Source organism: Pseudomonas sp. GW823-FHT02F05 (assembly GCF_058797315.1).
On sequence record NZ_JBXAJM010000006.1, the window covers coordinates 200,924 to 223,623 of the forward strand.

Below are 22,700 nucleotides of genomic sequence, written 5' to 3' on the forward strand. Positions count from 1 at the left end.
CGGTTACTCGCCGACTTTACCGCCAGCGGCGTCGCAGGCCGATTTGGTCATGGCCTTGAAGCCCATCCCTTTACACTCGCCCTGGCCCTTGCACGCGTGGTCCTTGGTTTTGCAGTCGTTCATACCTTTGCAGGAGGTCACGCCGTAGCAGTGAACGGTGGCGTCTGCCGCTTGTACCTGGGTGGCCACACCCGCGAACAGAGAAGCAGCGGCCATTGCGAGGGCGGCACCAGCAGCAGCGGATTTAATGCTCATTGTTGTATTCCTCATGATCAGTAGTGGAGCCGGTCCGAACGGATTGTTCAGTCTCGACACAGCACTAGAGTGAGGCCTCCTGTCGGCGTTACAGCCGTGAGCAAATATTTCTGAAATTATTCGTCGAGTTTCAACAGCGGCTCCTGGAAGCGCAGTAAACGCCCGGCGTTCCCCAATACCAGCAAGGTGCTGAGGTTATGCAGCACCGCCGCGATCATCGCGCCCGCCGCCCCCAGCCAGCCAAATGCGGCGAACACCACAATGGCCAGTGTCCAGCCCAAGCCAATGATCACATTGACCTGCAACGTCTGCCGACACTGGCGACTCAAGCGCACACAGGTGCCCAGGCGGCGCAAGTCGCTGCCGATCAACACCACGTCCGCAGAGGCCAGGGCGATGTCCGCACCGCCCGCGCCCATGGCCACGCCGACCACGCCGGCCTTGAGCGCCAGGGAGTCGTTGATGCCATCGCCCACCACCATTGGCCTGAAGCCACTGCTGATTTCGCCCAGCACGCGGTTGAGCTTGTCTTCCGGCAGCGCTTGGGCTTCGACATCACTGATGCCCACGTCCAGCGCCAGGCTGTCGGCCACGCTTTGGCGGTCGCCGGTCAGCAGCAGTTGGCGGCCCAGGCCCAAGTCACGCAGCTCTTGCAGGGCCTGGCGCGCTTCGGGTTTGACGCTGTCGGCCAACAGCAGCCAGGCGAGGAACTCGCCGTTCAACGCCAGCCCGGCAATCGGGCCATCATGGGTGGGCACGGCGGTGGTGACGATGCCCAACTGTTCAAACAACTCCGGCCGTCCCAGCGCCGCTTCGCCCTGCTCGGTCTGGGCGATCACGCCCAGGCCCTGACGCTCGCGGATGTCGCTAAGCACCAGCATCTGCTCCTGGGTCGCCAACCCCGCCAACGCTCGGCTGACCGGATGACTGCTTGCCGAACCGAGGCTGGCCGCCAGGTTCAGCAGCGCTTGGCGATCCGGCGCGGCGGTTTCGATGGACTGCAAACGCAGGGTGCCAAAGGTCAGGGTGCCGGTCTTGTCGACCACCAGCGATGTCAGGTCGGCCAGTTCTTCCAGGAACGCCGAGCTGCGAATCAGAATGCCATGGCGCGCCGCCACGGCGATCCCCGCAATCGCGGTGGCCGGCGCCGACAGCACCAAAGCGCACGGACACGCCGCCACCAACACCGCCAGCATCGCCTGCGCATCGTTGGTGACAAACCAGGTGACCGCCGCCAGCAACAGCACCAACACCATATAGCTGCCGGCGTAGCGCTCCAGCAGCCGGGTGATCGGCGGCTTGGAACGCTCGGCGTTCTGCATCAGCGCAATGACTTTGCCCAACGTCGATTCGTTGCCGGTACGCGTGACCTCAAGGCGCAGCAGGCCATCGAGGTTGATCGCCCCACCAAACACCTGCACGCCCACGCTGGCTTCCAACGGCACCGACTCGCCGGTGATCGGCGCCGTGTCCAGGCTCGCCTGGCCGGACAACACCACGCCATCGGCCGGCACGCGGTCACCGGCACGCACTTCGACGATATCGCCGGTGTTCAAGGTGCCGTTATCCACTTCGGTGATGCTGCCGTCCGCCTGCACCAGGCGGGCGTGGCTGCGGGTGAGTTTGCCCAGGGCATGGATCGCTTCCTGGGAGCCAATCACGCTGCGCTCTTCCAGCACATGGCCAAAGATCATGATGATCGGCAGCAACGCGGCGGTGAGCAGATCACCGGTGGCCCAGGCGCCGAGCATGGCCAGGGCGATCAATTGGTCGGTGATGCCGTGCAGGCTCGGAAAGCGCAGGCTGTACCAGGCCGAACGCATCACCGGCACCGCCACCAACAGGGATGCCACGCCAAGCAGCAGCTGGCTGACGCCGCTCTGGTCGGGCGCGAGCCAGCGCCACACCAGGCCCAGCACGAGCAAGCCCAGGGCGAGCATCGCCAAGGTCAATTGCCGGGCAGCGCTGCGCTGCTCGGCTGAGGTCAGCATGGGTGCGCTCATTGCTCGGCTCCCTGGATGATCAAACGGGAGTCGTCTTTGGGATCGACGGTGGTCACGGAACCGGCCTGGCCGAGAATTTTCGGCAAGCGTTCGCGGTACAGGCGCAACAGCAAACCGGGGTCTTTGACCTGGGCGAGGCTGGCAACGGTAGCGGTCTGCGCCTGGGCATTGGCCAAGCGCTCGCTGGCCTGGGCATGGGCGACTTGCACCTGGCGGTCAGCCTCCTGGTTGGCGGTCTGGGTGAGTTTTTCCGCTTCAGTGCGGGCGTTGGCCACGGCTTTATCGGCTTGCTGGCTGGCGGTCAGTACCGCGTTGAACGCATTCACCGCAGGCCCAGGCAGGCTCGATTGCACATCGACGCGGGTGGCTTCGATACCCAGCCCCAAGCCGCTGGCCGCCAACTCCGCCAGGCGTTTGTTGATGCCTTGCACCAGGTCGCCGCGCAGCCGCTCACGCCGTTCGGCGGCGCCATTGTCGCTGCCGATCAGTTCCGGGCGGGCTACCAGGATGGTGTCCAGATCCCGCGCAGCGGTGAGGGCCACGGCGCTGCGTGTCACCAGCCGATCCAGGGCCGGCAGCACGTGGTCGCCCTGCAACACAAAGGCGTAGGGTTCGGTCACCTTGTAGAACACCCGCACGTCCAACTGCACCACCCCGGCATCGCCGGTCAGCAGGTAGCCGGAGCCGGCCAGGGCATCGCTCAAGGGGGTGGCGAAACTGGCCACGCGATCGGCCTGCAGCGCCGCATCGGAACGCAGCAGGTTTTCCACCCGCCGTTCGATCACCCGGTCGGCCGCTGGCAGCAGGACGACTTGTTCGAAAGGCTGCGGCCAAGCCAGCAACAATCCGGCGTTCTGAATGCGATCGAGGGCGCCAAAATGCAGGACCACGGCGCGATTCTGCGGGTCGATCTGGCGCACATTGGAAAAGGCCCAGGCCAACGCCGCCAATACAGTGACCGCGTACAGTGCCAGGAACGTCAGGCGCCCGGCCTGGATCCACGGGCTGTCCGGGCTTTCAGGCTCGCTCATGGCTGCAGGTCCTTCGGCCCATCCACCAGTGCGCGAAACGGCGCGGCGTCGGTGCGCAGGATGATCTTGGTCCCCGGCGTGACCACCGTGCCCAAGGTATCCAGCGAGCGCAGCAGGTTGTACAACTGCGGATTGCCAGCGTAGGCGCGGCCATAAATCTGCGCAGCTTCAACCCGCGACTGCGCTTCGATGTCGGCGGCTTTCACGGTGGCATCGGCCTGCATGATGCGCGCATCTCGCTCGGCAGCGGAGCGGATCTGCGCCGCTTCGCGCTTGCCCACGGCGGTGCGTTCGGTGGCGATGGTTTCACGCTCGGCGCGCATGCGGTCAACCGTGGCGGTGAGGGTCACCGATGGCAACGTCAAGCGCTCGATACCGACCTGCGCCACGCGCACACCATAGGTGGTGAGCAATTGTTGATCAATCTGCTGGCGCAACTGCGCTTCAAAATCAGCAATGCGCACTTGGCTGGCGTCGGTATTGATCAAGCTGGAGAGGTCAAAACTGGCCGCCGTGGTTTCCAACGCCGAGCCGACGAAGGTACGAATCTGCCGCGCCGCCTCATCCGGCTGGTTCTGCACCGCACGCATAAAACGCTGCACGTTGTCGGCATCGCCCTGCACCTGCCACGCCACATAGGCCTGCACAATAATCCGCAAGCCATCGCGGGTGCCCACATCCTGCAAGCCGCTGGACGTAGTGCGCAGGCGCAGGTCCACCGGGATCGCTGCTTCGAACGGTGCCGGCCAGCGCCAGCCCAGGCCCGGCTCCAGCAGCACGCGCGCAGGGTTGCCGAAGCGGGTAATCACCGTGGCCTCACCGGAACGCACTTGCACCAGGCTTGCCGCTGCCACGGCAAACAGCACCAGCAACACCGCCCACGCCATGCGCCGCCAGGGAAAAGGCCCGGCCGCCTGCTCATCGCCGTGATGGTGATGGTGGTGGCCGTGATGGTGGTGATGACCGTGATCATGATCGTGGGAATGAGCGCTCAACAGACAGACTCCTTATTGAACGGCTTTGCGCGGCGCCGACGGGTCGGCGGGCAAGGTAAAAGAACGCAGATCGATCGTCGGCGCACTGTCGGCACCCAAACGATGATCCAGAATAAGCAGCTTGGCCTGGGCCAGGCCCTGGCTCAGTTGGCCCAGGTACTGTTCCAGCACGAAGGCTTGGCCCGCAGCGGCGTAGGCTTTTTGTTCGGCGGCAAAGCGCAGGTTCGCTGCTTGGGCGCCGGCATTCACTTCGCGGGCACTGGCCTGGGCCTGATCGCGGGCGGTACTGGCTTGAAGCAGCGCCTGGTTGGTCTGTTCGCTGGCGGCACCGCGTTCACGGGCGATCAGCGCTTGGGCGCCAATCTGCGCGGCTTGCACACCGTGATAAGCGTTGGCGGCCCCGGCCGGCGGATGGATCGCCTCGACCACCGTGGCGAGGATTTCCACACCGCTGTGGAGGGTTTGCAGGTCGGCTTGCACGCTGCGACCAATCTCGTCGGCGAGGCTGGTGCGCTCTTCCCCGAGCAATTCATCCAGGGTGCGCGAGGCAAAATCGTGCACCAGGATGCGGCTGGCGGTGCTGCGGATCAGGGTCGGAATATCCGCGCTGTTGTAGGTGGCGGCAAGCGCGGCCTGATCGGTGAGGCCGATGCGGTAGACAAAGCGCACGTCCATATTGACGATCTGGAAGCCCTGCTTGTCGCCGCTGCTGCTGGCAATAACCTGGGATTTGTCATTCACATGGCTGGCGTCCCACAGGCGGTTGGCGATCAACGGCGCCGGGCCTTCGGCTGCGGCCAACTGCGGTGTGGCGGCGTCACTGACGCTGGTCGCCAGCTCATGCACCACGCCGTTTTCCACGTTCAGTACGCGGCCCAACGGCCACGGCAAACCCGCATGCAGCCCGGGGCCGAACACCTCGACCGGTTTACCAAAACGCTCATAAATCCCACGGCCTTGCAGGGGCACTTCATGCACACCGGTCAGCGCCCAACCTACCCCCAGCACCACCAGCAGCACCGGGAAAAACGCTCGGCGCATGTAGGTAAAGGCCCAGATCTGGCGCAGGTCGATGCCAAAGCGGTTGTGCAATTCATGCTGCAACGCCAGCAACGGCTGCGGCGGCCAACGCAGCAGGCCGGCAATAAAACTCTGCGCCATCAAGCGTGGCTCGAGGCGCGGCTGGCGCGGGCTGAACAGCGAGAGCACGCCCCGGAGCAGGAACTCCAGCGCCACCAGCGCCGGCAACAGGCCGACGAGTGTCGCCAGGCGCAGCGGCCAGACCGACTCCGCATTGGCAAACAGCAGGCAGATCGCGCTGAGCACCAGGCAGATAATTGCCATCCGGCTCAATTGCGCCAACTGTGAGGCTTCCGGCCATTGGGCAGCGGTTTCCTGGCCCAGGCGGCGTTCGAATACCAGCAGGCCAAACGCCAGAGCCAAAGCGAGCGCTGCGCCAATACTTGCCGATTGCCCGATGGCAGCAGCGGGCAAGCCCAGGTTCCAGAACTGCAGGATGCTGACCAGCGCCAGCAACGACCAGCCTCCCAACCACAGCACCGGTGCGCCAATCTGCGCCAACAGGCCGTTGCCGAACCGGTTGATCAGGCCCCTATGCCAGGGTGTAGGCTCGATGGATTGTTCGACCGCTTCACCGCTCGGCGCTTCCAGCGCCTGGGCACGCCAATCGGCCACCCACCAGGCCGACTGCAAGCCGGCCACCAGCAGCAGCAAGGCCGACGCGCAGTTGATCAATACCACCGGCCAGATCGACACGGGTGCAAACAACGCTACGAACAGCGCCAATATCCAACCACTGAGGGCCAGGGTTGTCAGGCCTATACCGGCCTGGCGCAATCGACGGGCGTGGAACAGCCCCTGCTGAAAACGCGCGAGGCCTTCAACCGAAGCCCCGTCAGCCTCTAGATCCACTTGCATCTGCTCAACGCCCACTTGCACACAATTCGTTACGATATAACACGAAGCGTGAAATTTTTGTTCTCAACCCCGTTCGCACATTTAGATCGAGGAGCACTCGCAAAATATCCGTCGGCTGTCCGGCCTTCACAGAGTTACCTCAGGGCACGTCGGGCACTGCTACCTTGAATGACTCTACGCATGTTTCGCCAAACACGATGGACAACCCGTGAGACAGGGTTGCGCGCCGCACGGCGCAAGTCTCGCTCTACTGCTCGAGTCAAAGCCTCCAGGGACGGGCTCCTAACCATCGGAGCGGGTTCGAGAACAGGCTGAGGCTCGACATGAACCTCTATGATGTCAACGTCCGCCCCCAGTTGATAATCGTAAACTTCCTGTCGCGTGATACCCGTAGCACGCAGGCCGAAAGCAGTCATGATTCTCTGAGTTGAACGGCCATTGCCCTCACTGGCCAAAAACCGCTCCAGCATGCCTTCCTGCTGCTGCGTAGCAAGCAGAGCCTCATTGTTTTGAACGTTCCAGCGCACAATGGCTTGCGGTAAAACACCGTAAAAATTGTTATGCCTTGAAATCATTTCATACTGATGCCAGGTAACGTCGGTAGCATTGGGCCCCTCTACTGGCGCACGGTAGTTTTCCATCAAGCGCCAGCGGCCGGGCAAGAATTCGTTTCTGAACCGATACCTGCCTGGGATTGAAGCAGACGTGTAAGTAGACTCAACGCGGTGCTCGCCATACATACGGTGAGTCATGCTCCTCTCCACGGCGTCCCGGCGCTCGGCGGCGACGTGAGCATCCACGTCACGACGCCGGAATGTCTCTGGATTCTGTCGATAAGCCGGAACATGGGCACTGGAGGAATTATCCGAATAGTCGTCGGCGACTTCCGGAGCCCTGCCATCGTGGTCTCGATACCGGAGCGGATTATTTCGGACCATTCGATACAGATTCAGCCCATCGATTTCGCCCGAGGGATCCGGGTTGATCCAGCGCATCAGCCATGGCGCATAGTAACGCGAACCGTAATAGTACAATCCGGTCGCATCCCGCTCTTGGCCTGAATAACGGATGGTCTTGCCATTAACATGAGTCTGACTTCTGACCGCCCACCACGCCGTACCACCGAAGGGGTAATACCCCTCATGACTGATCACGTCGCCATATTCATCGAGTTCCAACGCAACGCTGCCCAGATGGTCATCAACGTTGTAGCGCCACTGTGGGACAGGTAGTCTCTTGCGACCGTTCGCTCGCCAGTTTAACCGTCGAACTTGACTGCGCCCTAACGCCACGCTGATGACATGCAGGACTTCTCCCGTCGCCGTATCGCTGTGTATCTCCAAACCCGGCAGATACATGACCTGGGCCACATGCTCAACAGACTTTGCCTGCCACACTCGTACCTTGCGTCCACGCTGCCCAGTGCCATGGTAGAAATACCGTTCGTTATCCGCAGGCCCCGCCTTGCGCAGCACCTGGGTGACTTGGTGCAATTGATTACGGGCGTCCCATGTCATCCTCTGCGCGCCGTCCAACATCAACAAATTGCCGTTTGCATCAAACCCATTGGCTAAATCCGGTGGATTCATCTCATCGGCCATGTACATGCTTCGATTACTACGCTCGGCTGTCTTCATCATGCGCAAGGGTTCGCTGCCATGCTTGAGCGTGATTAGATTTCCGCCGAGGTCATAGGTGTAAACCTGCGTGTAGTTACGCAACCGACTCGCGTCACCTCCTCCTGGTAGTACAACACCGGGCAGGCCAGGCTGAATGCCGGCCAGGACGCTTTCCCGTCCGGTGGCCTCAATCAAATGGTAAAGCGTGTCGTAGCGATAAGTGCTAACGGGGACAATTCGTTGAGAATCAAACCATTGGGTTGGTTGTGCCCGGTCCTCCAAGCATTGCAGGTTACCCACGGGGTCCCACTGATAATGTAGGTCCTGGAGTACTTTATCCTGCCGGATTGTGTTCAGTCTTAATAGTCGCCCACTGCGGGCGTCGTAGCCGGGCCGGGAAATGACACCATTACCCGCCAGCTGGGATTCGACTTGACCACAAGCGTTATAGCGGACCGCGCTGAGCAGCAATTGCTCCGGTTTTCCATCCTCAGTCAGACTGGATTGAACCAGTTCACCCGCCACGTTGTAGCAATGGCTCTGCACATTCGCCAACGCATCGGTTTGGCGGAGCAACTGATTCAACGCATCGTGATGCCATTGCGTGAGATACCGCATTGCCGCGCCTTGGTGATCTGTCTCCAATAACGCGTCGCGCTCATCCAAAGACTCAGGCCAATCCGCGGGTACCAATGCCTTGAGAAACTGTTGAGTCTGGCCTGCAACGTGCCCCAGCAAACCGTAATCGACAAAAACCTGGCTGCCGACCCCATCGTCATGCCGAACCAGCCGACCGCAACGATTGCCCATTTCAGTCGATGATCCGTACGTCAGCCGCTCGACGAAGGTCTGGAGAGTGGTCGCTGACTCTTCGCTCACACTAACCTGACGTATTTGGGAGTCATAGCACACCCGCCGGACAGTACCCCGCCCATCCCAACTATGCAGCGTTTGAGCTGCGTCGCCCACAAGGTTGACACGCCAGCCCGCATCTACGCTTTCAACACGCAACAGCTGGCCCGACAGACTATGGGTCATAACTTGGTTGGGCTCCCCTGTTTCACCACCCGTTGCCCACAATCGCGCGTCCCATTGTGCATGCACTCGACCAAGGACATCGCGCGAATACCTTTCGGTACGTGCCTGCAGTGCCTCGTCTAATGTCTGTCGGTGATACGCAACGACCGCTACTTGCAACCTACGTGCGTCTGTCACCCTCAGAGTCGGTGTCTGTCGGTGCAAAGTCGAAGACATTTGCGACCCTCTGCGTGTGTAGAGATGTAACTATAGACACGAACTCGATCACCTGCTGTTGAGGCCCCATAGGACGCTCCCACAAGCGGTGATTGATTATGCTCAAGAGCGTGACTAATCCCCTATAAACACGAGCCATCACTGGTGTCGGCTGCGATTAGTCGGCACACTTCAGACAGTTTTTCGCGGGTTCACGGACAAGGAAGCGCCACCCCCCATGATTTCCATCTACCAACTCAAACCGCGTTTTCAAAACCTGCTGCGGCCTCTCGTGCAGCGCCTTTATGACAACGGCACCACCGCCAACCAGATCACCGTGCTGGCCGGGGTTGTTTCCCTGCTGGTGGGGCTGTTGATCGCGGGCTTTGCCCAACACCTCTGGCTGTTTGCACTGATCCCGCTGTGGATGATTGTGCGCATGGCGCTCAATGCCATCGATGGCATGCTGGCCCGGGAATTCGGCCAACAGTCGCGCCTCGGTGCTTATCTCAATGAACTGTGCGATGTGATCGCCGACAGCGCGCTGATCCTGCCTTTTGCATTGATCCCCGATGTGAGCCTGGCGTCGGTGCTGCTGGTGACGCTGCTTGCAATATTCAGCGAATACGCGGGGGTGCTGGGGCCGATGGTGGGCGCTTCGCGCCGTTATGACGGGCCCATGGGCAAGAGTGATCGGGCGTTCGTACTCGGGGTGCTGGCCACGGGCGTGGCGCTGGGCTGGCTCGGCGCCGGTTGGGTGGAGACGGTGATGTGGCTGGTCGCCGCCCTGCTCGCCTATACCTTGGTCAACCGGGTGCGTCAGGGCCTCAAAGAACAACAATCTCTCCCTTCTGCATAAGGATTTTGCGATGCGCGAACAGCAACAGCACACCTTCAGTACCCATGATGGCGTCGAGCTTTTCTATCGGCACTGGCCGGCCACGGCAGGTGTCGGGCCGCGCAAGGCGATCCTGTTGTTCCATCGCGGCCATGAGCACTCGGGGCGTATTGCCCACCTGGTGGATGAACTGGGCCTGCCTGAATTCGACTTCTTCGCCTGGGACGCCCGTGGCCACGGCCAATCCCCAGGCGAGCGCGGCGACAGCCCCAGCTTTGCCACCAGCGCCCGCGATGTGCAGACTTTCTGTGACCACATCAATGCCACCTACGGCATCGAGGAGGAAGGCATCGCCGTCATCGCCCAAAGCGTCGGCGCGGTGATCGCGGCCACCTGGGTTCATGATTACGCGCCAAAAATCCGCGCCCTGGTGCTCGCCTCGCCAGCCTTCAAGGTCAAGCTGTACGTGCCCTTCGCCCGCCCCGGCCTGGCACTGATGCGCAAGTTTCGTGGCAACTTTTTCGTCAACAGCTACGTCAAGGCCAAGTTCCTCAGCCATGACCCCGAACGCGTGGCGTCCTACGACAGCGATCCACTGATCACCAAGGCCATTTCGGTGAATGTGCTGCTGGGCCTTTACGAAGCGGCCGACCGGGTTGTCGCCGACGCCCAGGCGATCCAGGTGCCCACCCAACTGCTTATTTCGGGCTCCGACTTTGTGGTGCACCGTAAACCCCAGCAGCAGTTCTTCGACCGCCTCGGCAGCCTTAAAAAAGAGCTGCATATCCTCCCCGGCTTTTTTCACGACACCCTCGGCGAACGTGATCGCGCCGTGGCTGTGAGCAGCGCCAAGCGCTTTATCTTGCAGAACTTCGCCCACCCGCTGGACCGCGCTTCTTTACTGGATGCAGACAAACTTGGCGCCACGTGCGCCGAATCCGAATCCCTCGCCGCGCCGTTGCCACGCAATTCACTGCGCGACCTGTACTGGCGCATGACCCGCGCCAGCATGGGCTTGGGCAAGAACCTGTCGGATGGGGTGAAGCTGGGCTTCGACACCGGCTTCGATTCCGGCAGCACCCTGGACTACGTGTATCGCAATAAGCCTACCGGCAAGGGCGGGCTGGGGCGGATGATCGATACCAACTACCTCAACTCCATCGGCTGGCGTGGTATTCGCCAGCGCAAGCTGAACGTCGAAGAGCTGCTGCGCCTGGCCATGGCCAAGCTGCGTGATGATCACCGCGAAGTCCGTATCGTCGATATCGCCGCCGGCCACGGCCGTTACATTCTTGAAGCCTTGCAGGGCGTCTCGCCGTTGCCGGAGTCGATCCTGCTGCGCGACTACAGCGATATCAATGTGCGCGACGGTGGCGCGCTGATTCGCGAAAAGGGTTTGGGGGACATCGCCCAGTTCGTCAAAGGCGACGCGTTCGACCGCGCCGACCTGGCCGCCCTCGACCCCAAGCCGTCCCTGGCCGTGGTGTCTGGCCTGTACGAATTGTTCGCCGATAACGCCATGGTCGGCGGTTCACTGGCGGGCCTGGCCGAAGCCGTGGAGCCAGGTGGTTACCTGGTCTACACCGGCCAACCGTGGCACCCGCAGTTGGAGCTGATTGCCCGTTCGCTTACCAGCCACCGTCAGGGTCAGGCTTGGGTGATGCGCCGGCGCAGCCAGGCGGAAATGGACCAACTCGTCGAAGCAGCGGGCTTTCGCAAGATCACCCAGCGCGTGGATGAGTGGGGCATTTTCACCGTGTCCCTGGCACAGAAGATCTGAACATGCGCGAAACCGGTTTATTGAAACCTGCGATGCTTTGGCTGCTGCTGTTGGCACCGCTGTTTTTCAGCACCTACGGCTTCGCCACCTGGGTCACCAGCCAGCGCAGCGACGTCGGCACCCTGGTGTTCGGCTGGGAAACACACATGCCGTTCTGGGCATGGACCATCGTGCCCTACTGGTCCATCGACCTGCTTTACGGCTTCTCGTTGCTGCTACCCAACACGCGTCATGAGCTCAAACAGCATGCGCTGCGCCTGCTGAGTGCGCAGGTGATAGCCGTGAGTTGCTTCCTGATCTGGCCACTGCGCTTCACGTTTGAGCGGCCGGAACTGGACGGTGTGTTCGGTTGGTTGTTTGCGGTGCTGGCCGGTTTTGACAAGCCCTTCAACCAGGCGCCTTCGCTGCATATCGCGCTGCTGGTGATCCTGTGGGTGATGTACCAACGGCATACTCAAGGATTCTGGCGTTGGGTGGTGCACGGCTGGTTCGCGCTAATCGGGGTTTCGGTGCTGACCACTTATCAACATCACTTTATCGACTTACCCACAGGCGCCCTCGCGGGGTGGTTGTGCGTGTGGTTATGGCCGATGCAGCACCCGAGCCCCTTACTGAATGCACGGCTGACGCGGGATAACCAACGATGGCGGCTAGGGATACGCTATGGGCTGGGCGCAGTGATACTGACAGTGCTGGCCTGCTTATGCGGTGGCGCTTGCCTGTGGCTGCTATGGCCTGCGGTTTCTCTGGGGTTGATCACGGCCAACTACCTCGTACTCGGCGCGTCGGGCTTTCAAAAACGTGAGGATGGCCACCTTACGCCTGCGGCACGCTGGTTATATGCACCTTATCTGGCGGGCGCCTGGATCAATTCGCGGCTGTGGACGCGCAAACATCCTCAGGCCGATCCGATTGTGGATAACGTCTGGCTCGGGCGTATTCCTGCCACCCGCGAGCTGGGTTCATTCAAGGCCATTGTCGACTTATGCGCCGAACTGCCGATTAATCCACAGGGCCGTGCTTACGCCCGCGTGCCCGTGCTGGACCTGATCGCCCCAACCCCCGACGAATGCTTGAAAGCGGCCCACACCATTGAACGCCTGCAAGCGAGCGGCCCCCTGTTGGTGTGCTGTGCCCTCGGTTACTCACGCAGCGCCACCGCCGTCGCCGCCTGGCTGTTGAACACGGGGCGAGCCACCACGGTTGAGCAAGCGCTGGCTATTATTCGTACAGCGCGGGCCGATGTGGTCCTGCACCCCGAACACCGTCAAGCATTGGAGGGTTTGCCAAATGCCTGCTGATATGGAACTCCAGGTCGTCGCCAGCCTGTTGCGCCGCGGCCGCTCCCTGGATCAGTTATCCACAGGCCTGACGCTGCTAGGCGTGCTGTTTGGCCTCGCCCAGCTGCTGTTGGCCAGCATTTCCACCATTTGTCTGCTGTTGGCCCTGTGGATGATCGTGCTGGGCCTGCTGCAAAAGTATTGGGCGCTGCGGGTGGCCTTTGACGCCGACCTGTTCGCCCTGCTCGCTCGCGACACCACCCGCACGCCAGACCTGGACCAGGCCCTGCAAACCCTTGGCCTGCAATCGCCCAAGCGAGCCGGTCGGCCATGGACTGAACGCCGTCGCGGCGCCCTCAAACTGCTGCGTAAACAAGCCTGGCTGCTGGGCGCGCAAGCGCTGTTGACCCTGGGCGTCATTCTCGCCAGCCCTTGGCTACCTTTCGCCGGATAAGGAATTCCCATGTTCGAACCCGTGGTCGCCACGCTGATTACTTCCATGGCCCGCACCGTCACTGGCGCCCGCAGCCTGTGGCTGGGGTGCGCGCCGGTCCCGGTGCAGCGGATCTACTTCGCCAACCACAGCAGCCACGGCGACTTCGTCCTGGTGTGGGCATCACTGCCGCAGAACCTGCGCAAATTCACACGCCCGGTGGCCGGCAGTGATTACTGGAACAAGAGTGCGCTGCGCCGCTACATCATCAATCGAGTGTTCAATGGCGTGCTGATCGACCGTGAGCGCAAGGACCCTGTGGACAACCCATTGCAGCCCATGCTTGCGGCGTTGGAGGGCGGCGATTCGCTGATCATTTTTCCCGAAGGCACGCGCAATCTGGAGGATGGCTTGCTGCCGTTCAAAAGCGGTTTGTACCACCTGGCAAAGAGTTACCCACAGGCCGAGCTGGTCCCGGTGTGGATAGCCAACCTGAACCGGGTTATGCCCAAGGGCCGCGTATTGCCACTGCCCTTGTTATGCACCACCAGCTTCGGTGCCCCCCTGCAACTGGAAGAAGGCGAAGACAAAGCCGACTTCCTTGCCCGCAGCCGCGACGCCCTGCTCGCCCTTGCCCCGGAGCATTCCTGAGATGGATAGCCAAACCCTGATGTTATTTGGCGGCATCGGCGCGATCCTGGTCATCGCCTCGCTGATCGGCCTGATCCTCAAGCTGCGCACCCGTGGCAGCCCGAATGCCGTGATCGACAACCTCAACGCCCGCATCAACGCCTGGTGGGTGATGGTGGTGGTGATCGGCATCGCGTTCTGGCTCGGCACCGGCGCGGTGATCCTGCTGTTCTACGCGGTGTCGTTCTACGCCCTGCGCGAGTTCCTCACCCTCACGCCCACCCGACGCAGCGACTACCCGGCCCTGGTGGCCGCGTTCTACCTGGCCCTGCCGCTGCAATACCTGCTGATCTACGCCGACTGGTACGGGCTGTTCTCGATCTTCATCCCGGTGTACGTGTTCCTGCTGCTGCCGATCCTCGCCTCCCTGGGCGGCGACAGTACGCACTTTCTGGAACGGGCATCGAAGGTGCAATGGGGGCTGATGATCGCCGTGTTCTGCGTGTCTTTCGTCCCGGCACTACTGACCTTGGACATACCGGGCTACGAAGGCCGCAACCTGCTGCTGATCGCCTATCTGGTGATCGTGGTGCAACTGTCGGACGTATTGCAGTACGTGTGCGGCAAGCTGTTCGGCAAACGCAAGATCGCGCCCAACCTGTCGCCATCGAAAACCGTGGAAGGGTTTGTGGGCGGAATTCTGCTGTCCTCCTTGATCGGCGCGGCGCTGTGGTGGACCACACCGTTCAATCCCTGGCAGTCGTTTCTGATCGCGCTGCTGATCAACTTGCTGGGGTTTGCGGGAGGGATTGTGATGTCGGCGATCAAGCGTGACCGCGGTGTGAAGGACTGGGGGCACATGATCGAAGGACACGGCGGGATGTTGGATCGGCTGGATTCGGTGTGCTTTGCGGCGCCGATCTTCTTTCATCTCGTGCGCTACTGGTGGACCTGACCCACCCCTTTCACAAACCCGATGGAGATCAAAATGTGGCAGCTGGCTTGCCTGCGAAAGCGGTAGTGCAGTAACAGATGCAGCGACTGACACGCCGCCTTCGCGGGCAAGCCCGCTCCCACAGGGGATATGCGCCTACCTGTAGGTTTTATGGTGCTTTCAATGCCTCTAGCCAGTGATCTCGATATAGCTAGACTCTCCGCCTCCGGTCGCACCCGATAGCCAGCCCCAAACGAAACTCAGGGTAGTGCGCCCGGCGTGATCAACACCTACCGTGCCTCGTGACCACCCTGCGAGCAGCTCCCCGTCCAGGGTGACGCACTGATAAAGCAGCTCGATAGTATCTGGGCCGGTCACCCGCCCGACCTGCGTTCCCAGGCGAATTCGGCCACCCTGATAAATGCTCGAAATCACCCCGTCTTCGACTTTGTAATGAAACACGGTGCCGGTACCGGACAAGCCTTGCGCGTTATTCGCGACCACAAACCGACGATTGTGCAGACGTGCGTGGACGGTAGCAGAAGGGCTTTGCATCAATACGCATCCTTCAATTGAGCGAATCCAGAACGAAAAAAAGGGGCTGTTTAAAACAGCCCCTATTGGGTACGTCAGTAAGGCTTATTCCACCGTCACCGACTTCGCCAGATTACGCGGCTGGTCAACGTCGGTGCCTTTGAGCACGGCCACGTAGTACGACAGCAACTGCAGCGGGATGGTGTAGAGGATCGGCGACAGCGTGTCGTGGATATGCGGCATGTTGATGACGTGGGTGCCTTCACCGTTGGTCATGCCGGCTTTTTCATCTGCGAAAACGATCAGTTGGCCGCCACGGGCGCGTACTTCCTGCAGGTTGGATTTGAGCTTCTCCAGCAGTTCGTTGTTCGGCGCCACGGTAACCACCGGCATGTCGTCGTCCACCAGGGCCAACGGGCCGTGCTTCAGCTCGCCGGCCGGGTAGGCTTCGGCGTGGATGTACGAGATTTCCTTGAGTTTCAGCGAGCCTTCCATCGCCACCGGGTATTGCGCGCCACGGCCCAGGAACAGGGTGTGGTTCTTGTCAGCGAACAGCTCGGCGACTTTTTCCACGGTGCTGTCCATGGCCAAGGCTTCACCCAGGCGGGTCGGCAGGCGACGCAGTTCTTCCACCAGGGTGGCTTCGACACCTTCGGCGAGGGTGCCGCGCACTTGGCCCAAGGACAGGGTCAGCAGCAACAGGCCCACCAGTTGGGTGGTGAAGGCTTTGGTGGAGGCCACGCCGATTTCGCGACCGGCCTGGGTCAGCAGGGTCAGGTCGGATTCACGCACCAGGGAGCTGATGCTGACGTTGCAGATCGCCAGACTGCCGAGGAAGCCCAGCTCCTTGGCGTTGCGCAAGGCAGCCAGGGTGTCGGCGGTTTCACCGGACTGGGAGATGGTCACGAACAGGGTGTCGGGCTGCACCACCACCTTGCGGTAGCGGAACTCGCTGGCGACTTCGACCTGGCAGGGGATGCCGGCCAGTTCTTCCAACCAGTAACGCGCCACCATACCGGCGTGGTAGCTGGTGCCACAGGCGACGATTTGCACATTGCGCACTTTGGCGAACAGTTCGGCGGCTTGCGGGCCGAAAGCGTTCACCAATACTTGGTTCTGGCTCAGGCGACCTTCCAGGGTGCGCTGTACCACGGACGGCTGCTCGTGGATTTCCTTGAGCATGAAGTGGCGGAACTCGCCTTTGTCGGCGGCTTCGGCACCGTCGCGGTATTGCACGGCTTCGCGCTCGACGGACTGACCATTCACATCCCAGATCTGCACGCTTTCACGGCGGATGTCGGCAATGTCGCCTTCTTCCAGATACATGAAGCGGTCGGTCACTTGGCGCAGGGCCAGTTGGTCGGAGGCAAGGAAGTTCTCGCCCAGGCCCAGGCCGATCACCAATGGGCTGCCACTGCGTGCGGCAACCAGGCGGTCAGGCTGGCTGGCGCTGATCACGGCCAGGCCGTAGGCGCCATGCAGTTCCTTGACCGTGGCCTTGAGGGCGGTGGTCAGGTCGCTTTGATCCTTGAGCTTGTGGTTGAGCAGGTGGGCGATCACTTCGGTGTCAGTGTCCGAGGTGAACACATAGCCTAGGCCCTTGAGCTGTTCACGCAGCACTTCGTGGTTTTCGATGATGCCGTTGTGCACCACGGCCAGGTCGCCGGAGAAGTGCGGGTGAGCGTTACGCTCGCACGGTGCACCGTGGGTGGCCCAACGGGTGTGGGCAATGCCCAGGCGGCCTGCCAGCGGCTCACCGGCCAGGGCTTGGTCCAGTTCGCTGACCTTGCCCGGGCGGCGCATGCGCTCCAGCTTGCCGGCGTTGGTGAAGACGGCCACACCGGCGCTATCGTAGCCGCGGTATTCGAGGCGCTTGAGGCCTTCGATCAGGATGGCAGTAACGTTACGTTCGGCGACTGCGCCAACAATTCCACACATGGTGTTTCTCCTAGATGATTGCCGCGCATATCAGCGTAATGCCGCGGGCTTGGATCTGGTCGCGGGCCTCGAGCGGCAGGCGATCATCGGTAATAAGGGTATGGACGCTGCTCCAGGGCAGTTCCAGGTTGGGAATCTTGCGGCCGATCTTGTCGGATTCGACCATCACCACCACTTCACGGGCGACCTCGGCCATCACACGGCTCAAGCCCAGCAGTTCGTTGAAGGTAGTGGTACCGCGCTGCAGGTCGATGCCATCGGCACCGATGAACAGCTGGTCAAAGTCATAGGAACGCAGCACCTGCTCAGCGACCTGGCCCTGGAACGAATCCGAATGTGGGTCCCAGGTACCCCCGGTCATCAACAGCACCGGCTCGTGTTCCAATTCGCTCAAGGCGCGGGCCACGTTCAGGGAGTTGGTCATCACCACCAGGCCCGGCTGATGGCCCAGTTCGGGGATCATCGCGGCGGTAGTGCTGCCGCTGTCGATGATGATGCGCGCATGTTCACGCAAACGCTTCACGGCCGCACGGGCGATGGCGCGCTTGTAGGCCGAGATGGGCTGGGCAGCGTCGCCCACCAGCTCTTGGGGCATAGTGATTGCACCGCCGTAGCGACGCAGGAGCAAGCCGTTACTTTCGAGGGCAGCAAGGTCCTTGCGGATGGTCACTTCCGAAGTTTCGAAATGTTTGGCCAACTCGTCCACGCTGACTTCGCCCTGCTCGTTGAGCAAGGTGAGGATATTGTGGCGTCGCTGGGGGGTGTTTCGTTTCGACATGGTAGTGATAAGTTTCGTTTCGAAAGATAACGAAGGCAATCAAAACCTATTGGGGAAAGATCGTCAAGAGGCGGAAGGCATTTTTGTAGAGCTTTCGGGCATGCCACTAAACAACTGTGGGAGCTGGCTTGCCTGCGATAGCTGCGTGTCAGGCGACATCATGATGAATGTCAGACCGCTATCGCAGGCAAGCCAGCTTCCACAGGAGTGAGTCTCAACCTATCGAGTTGTGGATAACTCAGCTCTTTTTGATCTTGACCGGGCGTTTCCAGCCGTCGATGTTGCGTTGGCGGGCGCGGGCAACGGCCAGTTGGGACTTATCCACATCCTGGTTGATGGTCGAGCCCGCTGCGGTGTTGGAACCATCACCGATGGTCACGGGAGCAACCAGCGAGTTATTGGACCCGATGAACACGTCTTCACCAATGGTGGTCTGGTACTTGTTGGCACCGTCATAGTTGCAGGTGATGGTGCCAGCGCCGATGTTGGTGCGTGCGCCGATGACGGCATCCCCCAGATAAGTCAGGTGGCCGACTTTGGCGCCTTCGCCGAGGTGAGCGTTTTTCAGTTCGACAAAGTTACCCACATGGGCCTGGGCCCCCAGCTCACTACCCGGACGCAAGCGCGCAAACGGCCCGGCATCGCTGCCCTCACCCATCACGGCACCGTCGATATGGCTGTTGGCCTTGACCACCACGCCTTTGCGCAAGGTGCTGTCCTTGATCACGCAGTTCGGACCGATGACCACACCGTCTTCAATGATCACGCGGCCTTCGAGGATCACATTGATATCGATCAGGACGTCGCGGCCCACCGTGACTTCGCCACGTACATCGAAACGCGCCGGGTCTCGCAGGGTCACGCCCTGGGCCATCAGGCGCAGGCCTTCGCGCAGTTGATAGTGACGTTCCAGCTCTGCCAGTTGTTTGCGGTCGTTGGCGCCCTGCACTTCCATCGGATGGTGGGGCTGCTCGGTGGCGACCAGCAGGCCATCGCTGACGGCCATCTCGATGACGTCGGTGAGGTAGTACTCGCCCTGAGCGTTGTTGTTGGACAGGCGGCTCATCCAGTCGGCGAGCTTGTTGGCAGGCACGGCGAGAATGCCGGTATTGCCTTCAGTAATCGCGCGCTGGGCTTCGCTGGCATCTTTGTGTTCAACGATGGCAGCCACCTTGCCGTCGGCGTTGCGCACAATGCGGCCGTAGCCCGTAGGGTCATCCAGCTCAACGGTCAGCAGGCCCATCTGGCCAGGCACCACGTGCTTGAGCAGGCGTTGCAAGGTTTCCACTTCAATCAGCGGGACATCGCCGTAGAGGATCAATACCGTGTCCGCAGTGATGAAAGGCACAGCCTGCGCGGTCGCGTGGCCGGTGCCCAGTTGCTTGTCTTGCAATACGAAATTCAGATCGTCCGCAGCCAGACGCTCACGGACCACGTCGGCACCGTGGCCAATCACCACATGAATACGTTGTGGGTCCAACTGGCGGGCACTGTGGATAACATGGCCCAGCATGGAGTTGCCGGCAACCGGATGCAGTACCTTGGGCAGGGCTGAACGCATGCGGGTGCCCTGGCCTGCGGCGAGAATGACGATTTCAAGAGACATGAATGGCTACCAATCCTGGGCGGTCCGGGTTCAGACCAAAGAAGTGTTTTGCAAAAAAAGAAAAAGGGTAGCCGAGGCTACCCTTTTTAATCAATCACGCATGAAACAAAACGGCGACGCCGCTTACTTCTTGCGGATCTGCTGGAGAGTACGCAGCTGGGCTGCGGCCTCGGCCAGACGGACTGCAGCAGCGCTGTAGTCGAAGTCTGCGCCTTTTTCGTTCAGCGCCTTCTCGGCAGCCTTGACGGCTTCCTGAGCGGAGGCTTCATCCAGGTCGCCAGCACGTTGCACGGTGTCGGCAAGTACCTTGACCATGTTCGGCTGAACCTCGAGGAAACCACCGGAGATGTAAAACACCTCACGTTCCCCGCCTTGCTTGGTCAGAGTGATCGGACCTGGCTTCAAGCTTGTGATCAGCGGGGCGTGACCCATGGCGATACCAAGATCACCCAGGTCACCGTGCGCTGTTACAAACTCGACCAGACCGGAGAAAATTTCTCCTTCCGCGCTGACGATATCGCAATGGACTGTCATAGCCATCTGATTGCCTCAACCTGATGAGCGCCCGTTTCCGGGCGCCAGGATTACAGTTTCTTGGCTTTCTCGATCGCTTCTTCGATGCCGCCGACCATGTAGAACGCTTGTTCTGGCAGGTGGTCGTAGTCACCGTTGAGGATGCCTTTGAAGCCAGCAATGGTGTCTTTCAGGGAAACGTATTTACCCGAGGCACCGGTGAAGACTTCAGCCACGAAGAACGGCTGCGACAAGAAACGCTGGATCTTACGAGCACGGTTTACCAACTGCTTGTCGGCTTCCGACAGCTCGTCCATACCCAGGATCGCAATGATGTCCTTCAGTTCTTTGTAACGCTGCAGCACGTACTGAACGCCGCGAGCGGTGTCGTAGTGCTCCTGGCCGATCACGTTCGGGTCCAGCTGGCGCGAAGTCGAGTCGAGTGGATCGACCGCTGGGTAGATACCCAGGGAAGCGATGTCACGGGACAGAACGACGGTGGCGTCCAAGTGGGCGAAGGTGGTGGCTGGCGACGGGTCGGTCAAGTCATCCGCAGGTACGTATACCGCTTGGATCGAGGTGATCGAACCTTCCTTGGTCGAAGTGATACGCTCTTGCAGAACGCCCATCTCTTCAGCCAGGGTCGGCTGGTAACCTACTGCCGAAGGCATACGGCCCAGCAGTGCGGATACTTCAGTACCGGCCAGGGTGTAACGGTAGATGTTGTCGACGAACAGCAGAACGTCGTTACCTTCGTCACGGAACTTCTCGGCCATGGTCAGGCCAGTCAGGGCTACGCGCAGACGGTTTCCCGGCGGCTCGTTCATCTGACCGTAAACCAGTGCCACTTTGTCCAGAACGTTGGAGTCCTTCATCTCGTGGTAGAAGTCGTTACCCTCACGAGTACGCTCACCAACACCTGCGAACACGGAATAACCGCTGTGCTCGATGGCGATGTTACGGATCAGTTCCATCATGTTTACGGTCTTGCCAACACCGGCACCACCGAACAGACCGACTTTACCGCCTTTGGCGAACGGGCAAACCAAGTCGATGACCTTGATGCCGGTTTCCAGCAGGTCGTTGCCGCCCGCTTGTTCTGCGAACGAAGGTGCTGCGCGGTGAATGCCCCAGCGCTCTTCGGTGGCAATCGGGCCAGCTTCGTCGATCGGGTTGCCCAGTACGTCCATGATCCGGCCCAGAGTCGCTTTACCGACCGGTACGGAGATGGCAGCGCCAGTGTCGACAACGTCCAGACCGCGCTTCAAGCCTTCGGTGGAACCCATCGCAATGGTACGAACTACGCCGTCGCCCAGCTGCTGCTGAACTTCCAGGGTAGTTTCCGCGCCTTGTACTTTCAGCGCGTTGTAGATGCTCGGTACGCTGTCGCGTGGAAATTCCACGTCGATAACGGCGCCGATGATTTGAACGATACGTCCGCTACTCATAGCTGGATCCTCTGAATATTTGAACCGTTAAACCGCGGCAGCGCCGCCGACGATTTCCGAGATCTCTTGGGTGATCGCAGCCTGACGCGCCTTGTTGTAGATCAGTTGCAAATCGCTGATCAGATCACCGGCGTTATCGGTAGCGTTTTTCATCGCGATCATCCGCGCCGCTTGTTCAGCTGCGTTGTTCTCGACCACCGCCTGGTACACCTGCGACTCCACGTAGCGCACCATCAAGCCGTCAAGCAGCTCTTTGGCGTCTGGTTCGTAGAGGTAGTCCCAGTGGTGCTTGAGTTCCTGATCCGGAGTCGCCACCAGTGGAATCAATTGCTCCACGGTTGGCTGCTGGGTCATGGTGTTGATGAACTTGTTGGATACCACGGAGAGGCGGTCAATACGGCCTTCCAGGTACGCATCCAGCATCACCTTCACACTGCCGATCAAATCATTGATCGACGGCTCTTCACCCAGGTGGCTGATAGCTGCAACGACGTTACCGCCGAAGTTGCGGAAAAAGGCCGCACCCTTGCTACCAACAACACACAGATCAATCTCGACGCCGTTTTCGCGGTTTACCGCCATGTCCTTGACCAGGGCCTTGAACAGGTTGGTATTCAGACCACCGCACAAACCACGGTCACTGCTCACTACCACATAACCCACACGCTTGACGGCGCGGTCGATCATGAACGGGTGGCGGTATTCCGGGTTGGCGTTGGCCAGATGCCCAATTACCTGGCGGATACGCTCCGCATAAGGACGGCTAGCAGCCATGCGCATTTGTGCCTTGCGCATTTTGCTGACCGCCACTTTTTCCATGGCGCTGGTAATTTTTTGCGTGCTTTTGATGCTCGCAATCTTACTGCGAATCTCTTTTGCGCCTGCCATGTAACACCTATCAGGTTAGCAAGCGG

The 22,700-nt window shown here is 60.7% G+C and carries 19 protein-coding genes; 6 read left to right on the top strand and 13 right to left on the bottom strand.

Annotated features, from left to right (window positions below; genetic code table 11):
* Positions 1 to 3: 3 nt before the first annotated feature.
* The 6 genes from bufA2 to AC1RAC_RS10105 all read right to left on the bottom strand — a co-directional run bounded on the left by bufA2 (position 4) and on the right by AC1RAC_RS10105 (position 8,879).
* Entirely contained in the window at positions 4 to 255 is a 252-nt protein-coding gene (gene bufA2, locus AC1RAC_RS10080; protein WP_003195792.1) for a BufA2 family periplasmic bufferin-type metallophore, read from the bottom strand.
* A gap of 116 nt (positions 256 to 371) precedes the next feature.
* Positions 372 to 2,258, bottom strand: a complete 1,887-nt coding sequence (locus AC1RAC_RS10085; protein WP_181124431.1) for a cation-translocating P-type ATPase — start codon at positions 2,256 to 2,258, stop codon at positions 372 to 374.
* On the bottom strand, positions 2,255 to 3,289 hold the full coding sequence (gene hflK / locus AC1RAC_RS10090; RefSeq protein ID WP_003195796.1) for a protease modulator HflK: 1,035 nt from the start codon (positions 3,287 to 3,289) through the stop codon (positions 2,255 to 2,257). Before hflK (AC1RAC_RS10090) ends, AC1RAC_RS10085 begins: the two co-directional genes overlap by 4 nt.
* Positions 3,286 to 4,287 (bottom strand): protease modulator HflC, encoded by a 1,002-nt coding sequence (gene hflC / locus AC1RAC_RS10095; RefSeq protein WP_161903768.1) that lies wholly within the window; start codon positions 4,285 to 4,287, stop codon positions 3,286 to 3,288. Before hflC ends, hflK (AC1RAC_RS10090) begins: the two co-directional genes overlap by 4 nt.
* A gap of 9 nt (positions 4,288 to 4,296) precedes the next feature.
* Positions 4,297 to 6,222, bottom strand: coding sequence for a protease modulator HflK (gene hflK / locus AC1RAC_RS10100; protein WP_492616541.1), 1,926 nt, complete (start codon positions 6,220 to 6,222; stop codon positions 4,297 to 4,299).
* 134 nt (positions 6,223 to 6,356) lie between these two features.
* Complete coding sequence (locus AC1RAC_RS10105; RefSeq protein WP_492616542.1) at positions 6,357 to 8,879, bottom strand: RHS repeat-associated core domain-containing protein; 2,523 nt, start codon at positions 8,877 to 8,879, stop codon at positions 6,357 to 6,359.
* A gap of 433 nt (positions 8,880 to 9,312) precedes the next feature.
* On the opposite strand from AC1RAC_RS10105, the gene AC1RAC_RS10110 reads away from it, so the two are divergent.
* The 6 genes from AC1RAC_RS10110 to AC1RAC_RS10135 are packed head-to-tail and all read left to right on the top strand — an operon-like array spanning position 9,313 to position 14,990.
* Positions 9,313 to 9,933 (top strand): CDP-alcohol phosphatidyltransferase family protein, encoded by a 621-nt coding sequence (locus tag AC1RAC_RS10110; protein WP_252949174.1) that lies wholly within the window; start codon positions 9,313 to 9,315, stop codon positions 9,931 to 9,933.
* A gap of 10 nt (positions 9,934 to 9,943) precedes the next feature.
* Positions 9,944 to 11,692: a bifunctional alpha/beta hydrolase/class I SAM-dependent methyltransferase gene (locus tag AC1RAC_RS10115; RefSeq protein ID WP_252949172.1), complete on the top strand. Its 1,749-nt coding sequence runs from the start codon at positions 9,944 to 9,946 to the stop codon at positions 11,690 to 11,692.
* 2 nt (positions 11,693 to 11,694) lie between these two features.
* Positions 11,695 to 12,993, top strand: a complete 1,299-nt coding sequence (locus tag AC1RAC_RS10120; protein WP_057975208.1) for a phosphatase PAP2/dual specificity phosphatase family protein — start codon at positions 11,695 to 11,697, stop codon at positions 12,991 to 12,993.
* Positions 12,983 to 13,426, top strand: a complete 444-nt coding sequence (locus AC1RAC_RS10125) for a hypothetical protein (protein ID WP_054896098.1) — start codon at positions 12,983 to 12,985, stop codon at positions 13,424 to 13,426. The genes AC1RAC_RS10120 and AC1RAC_RS10125 overlap by 11 nt, the downstream gene beginning before the upstream one ends.
* Positions 13,427 to 13,435: 9 nt before the next feature.
* Entirely contained in the window at positions 13,436 to 14,056 is a 621-nt protein-coding gene (locus AC1RAC_RS10130; RefSeq protein WP_034129175.1) for a lysophospholipid acyltransferase family protein, read from the top strand.
* 1 nt (position 14,057) lies between these two features.
* Entirely contained in the window at positions 14,058 to 14,990 is a 933-nt protein-coding gene (locus AC1RAC_RS10135; protein WP_034129176.1) for a phosphatidate cytidylyltransferase, read from the top strand.
* A gap of 168 nt (positions 14,991 to 15,158) precedes the next feature.
* On the opposite strand, the gene AC1RAC_RS10140 is transcribed toward AC1RAC_RS10135, so the two are convergent.
* The 7 genes from AC1RAC_RS10140 to atpG all read right to left on the bottom strand — a co-directional run bounded on the left by AC1RAC_RS10140 (position 15,159) and on the right by atpG (position 22,674).
* The gene (locus tag AC1RAC_RS10140; protein WP_054896099.1) at positions 15,159 to 15,524 is read right to left on the bottom strand and encodes an avidin-fold protein; all 366 of its coding nucleotides are present in this window, start codon (positions 15,522 to 15,524) and stop codon (positions 15,159 to 15,161) included.
* 84 nt (positions 15,525 to 15,608) lie between these two features.
* Positions 15,609 to 17,441: a glutamine--fructose-6-phosphate transaminase (isomerizing) gene (glmS, locus tag AC1RAC_RS10145; protein ID WP_054898302.1), complete on the bottom strand. Its 1,833-nt coding sequence runs from the start codon at positions 17,439 to 17,441 to the stop codon at positions 15,609 to 15,611.
* A 10-nt stretch (positions 17,442 to 17,451) separates the two neighbouring features.
* A complete protein-coding gene (locus AC1RAC_RS10150; RefSeq protein ID WP_003195822.1) occupies positions 17,452 to 18,219 on the bottom strand; it encodes a DeoR/GlpR family DNA-binding transcription regulator in 768 nt (255 codons plus the stop codon).
* A 238-nt stretch (positions 18,220 to 18,457) separates the two neighbouring features.
* On the bottom strand, positions 18,458 to 19,825 hold the full coding sequence (gene glmU / locus AC1RAC_RS10155; RefSeq protein WP_054898304.1) for a bifunctional UDP-N-acetylglucosamine diphosphorylase/glucosamine-1-phosphate N-acetyltransferase GlmU: 1,368 nt from the start codon (positions 19,823 to 19,825) through the stop codon (positions 18,458 to 18,460).
* A gap of 123 nt (positions 19,826 to 19,948) precedes the next feature.
* Positions 19,949 to 20,365, bottom strand: coding sequence for a F0F1 ATP synthase subunit epsilon (locus tag AC1RAC_RS10160; protein WP_003195825.1), 417 nt, complete (start codon positions 20,363 to 20,365; stop codon positions 19,949 to 19,951).
* A 44-nt stretch (positions 20,366 to 20,409) separates the two neighbouring features.
* Complete coding sequence (atpD, locus tag AC1RAC_RS10165; protein WP_003195827.1) at positions 20,410 to 21,786, bottom strand: F0F1 ATP synthase subunit beta; 1,377 nt, start codon at positions 21,784 to 21,786, stop codon at positions 20,410 to 20,412.
* A gap of 27 nt (positions 21,787 to 21,813) precedes the next feature.
* On the bottom strand, positions 21,814 to 22,674 hold the full coding sequence (gene atpG / locus AC1RAC_RS10170) for a F0F1 ATP synthase subunit gamma (RefSeq protein ID WP_003233565.1): 861 nt from the start codon (positions 22,672 to 22,674) through the stop codon (positions 21,814 to 21,816).
* Positions 22,675 to 22,700 lie beyond the last annotated feature (26 nt).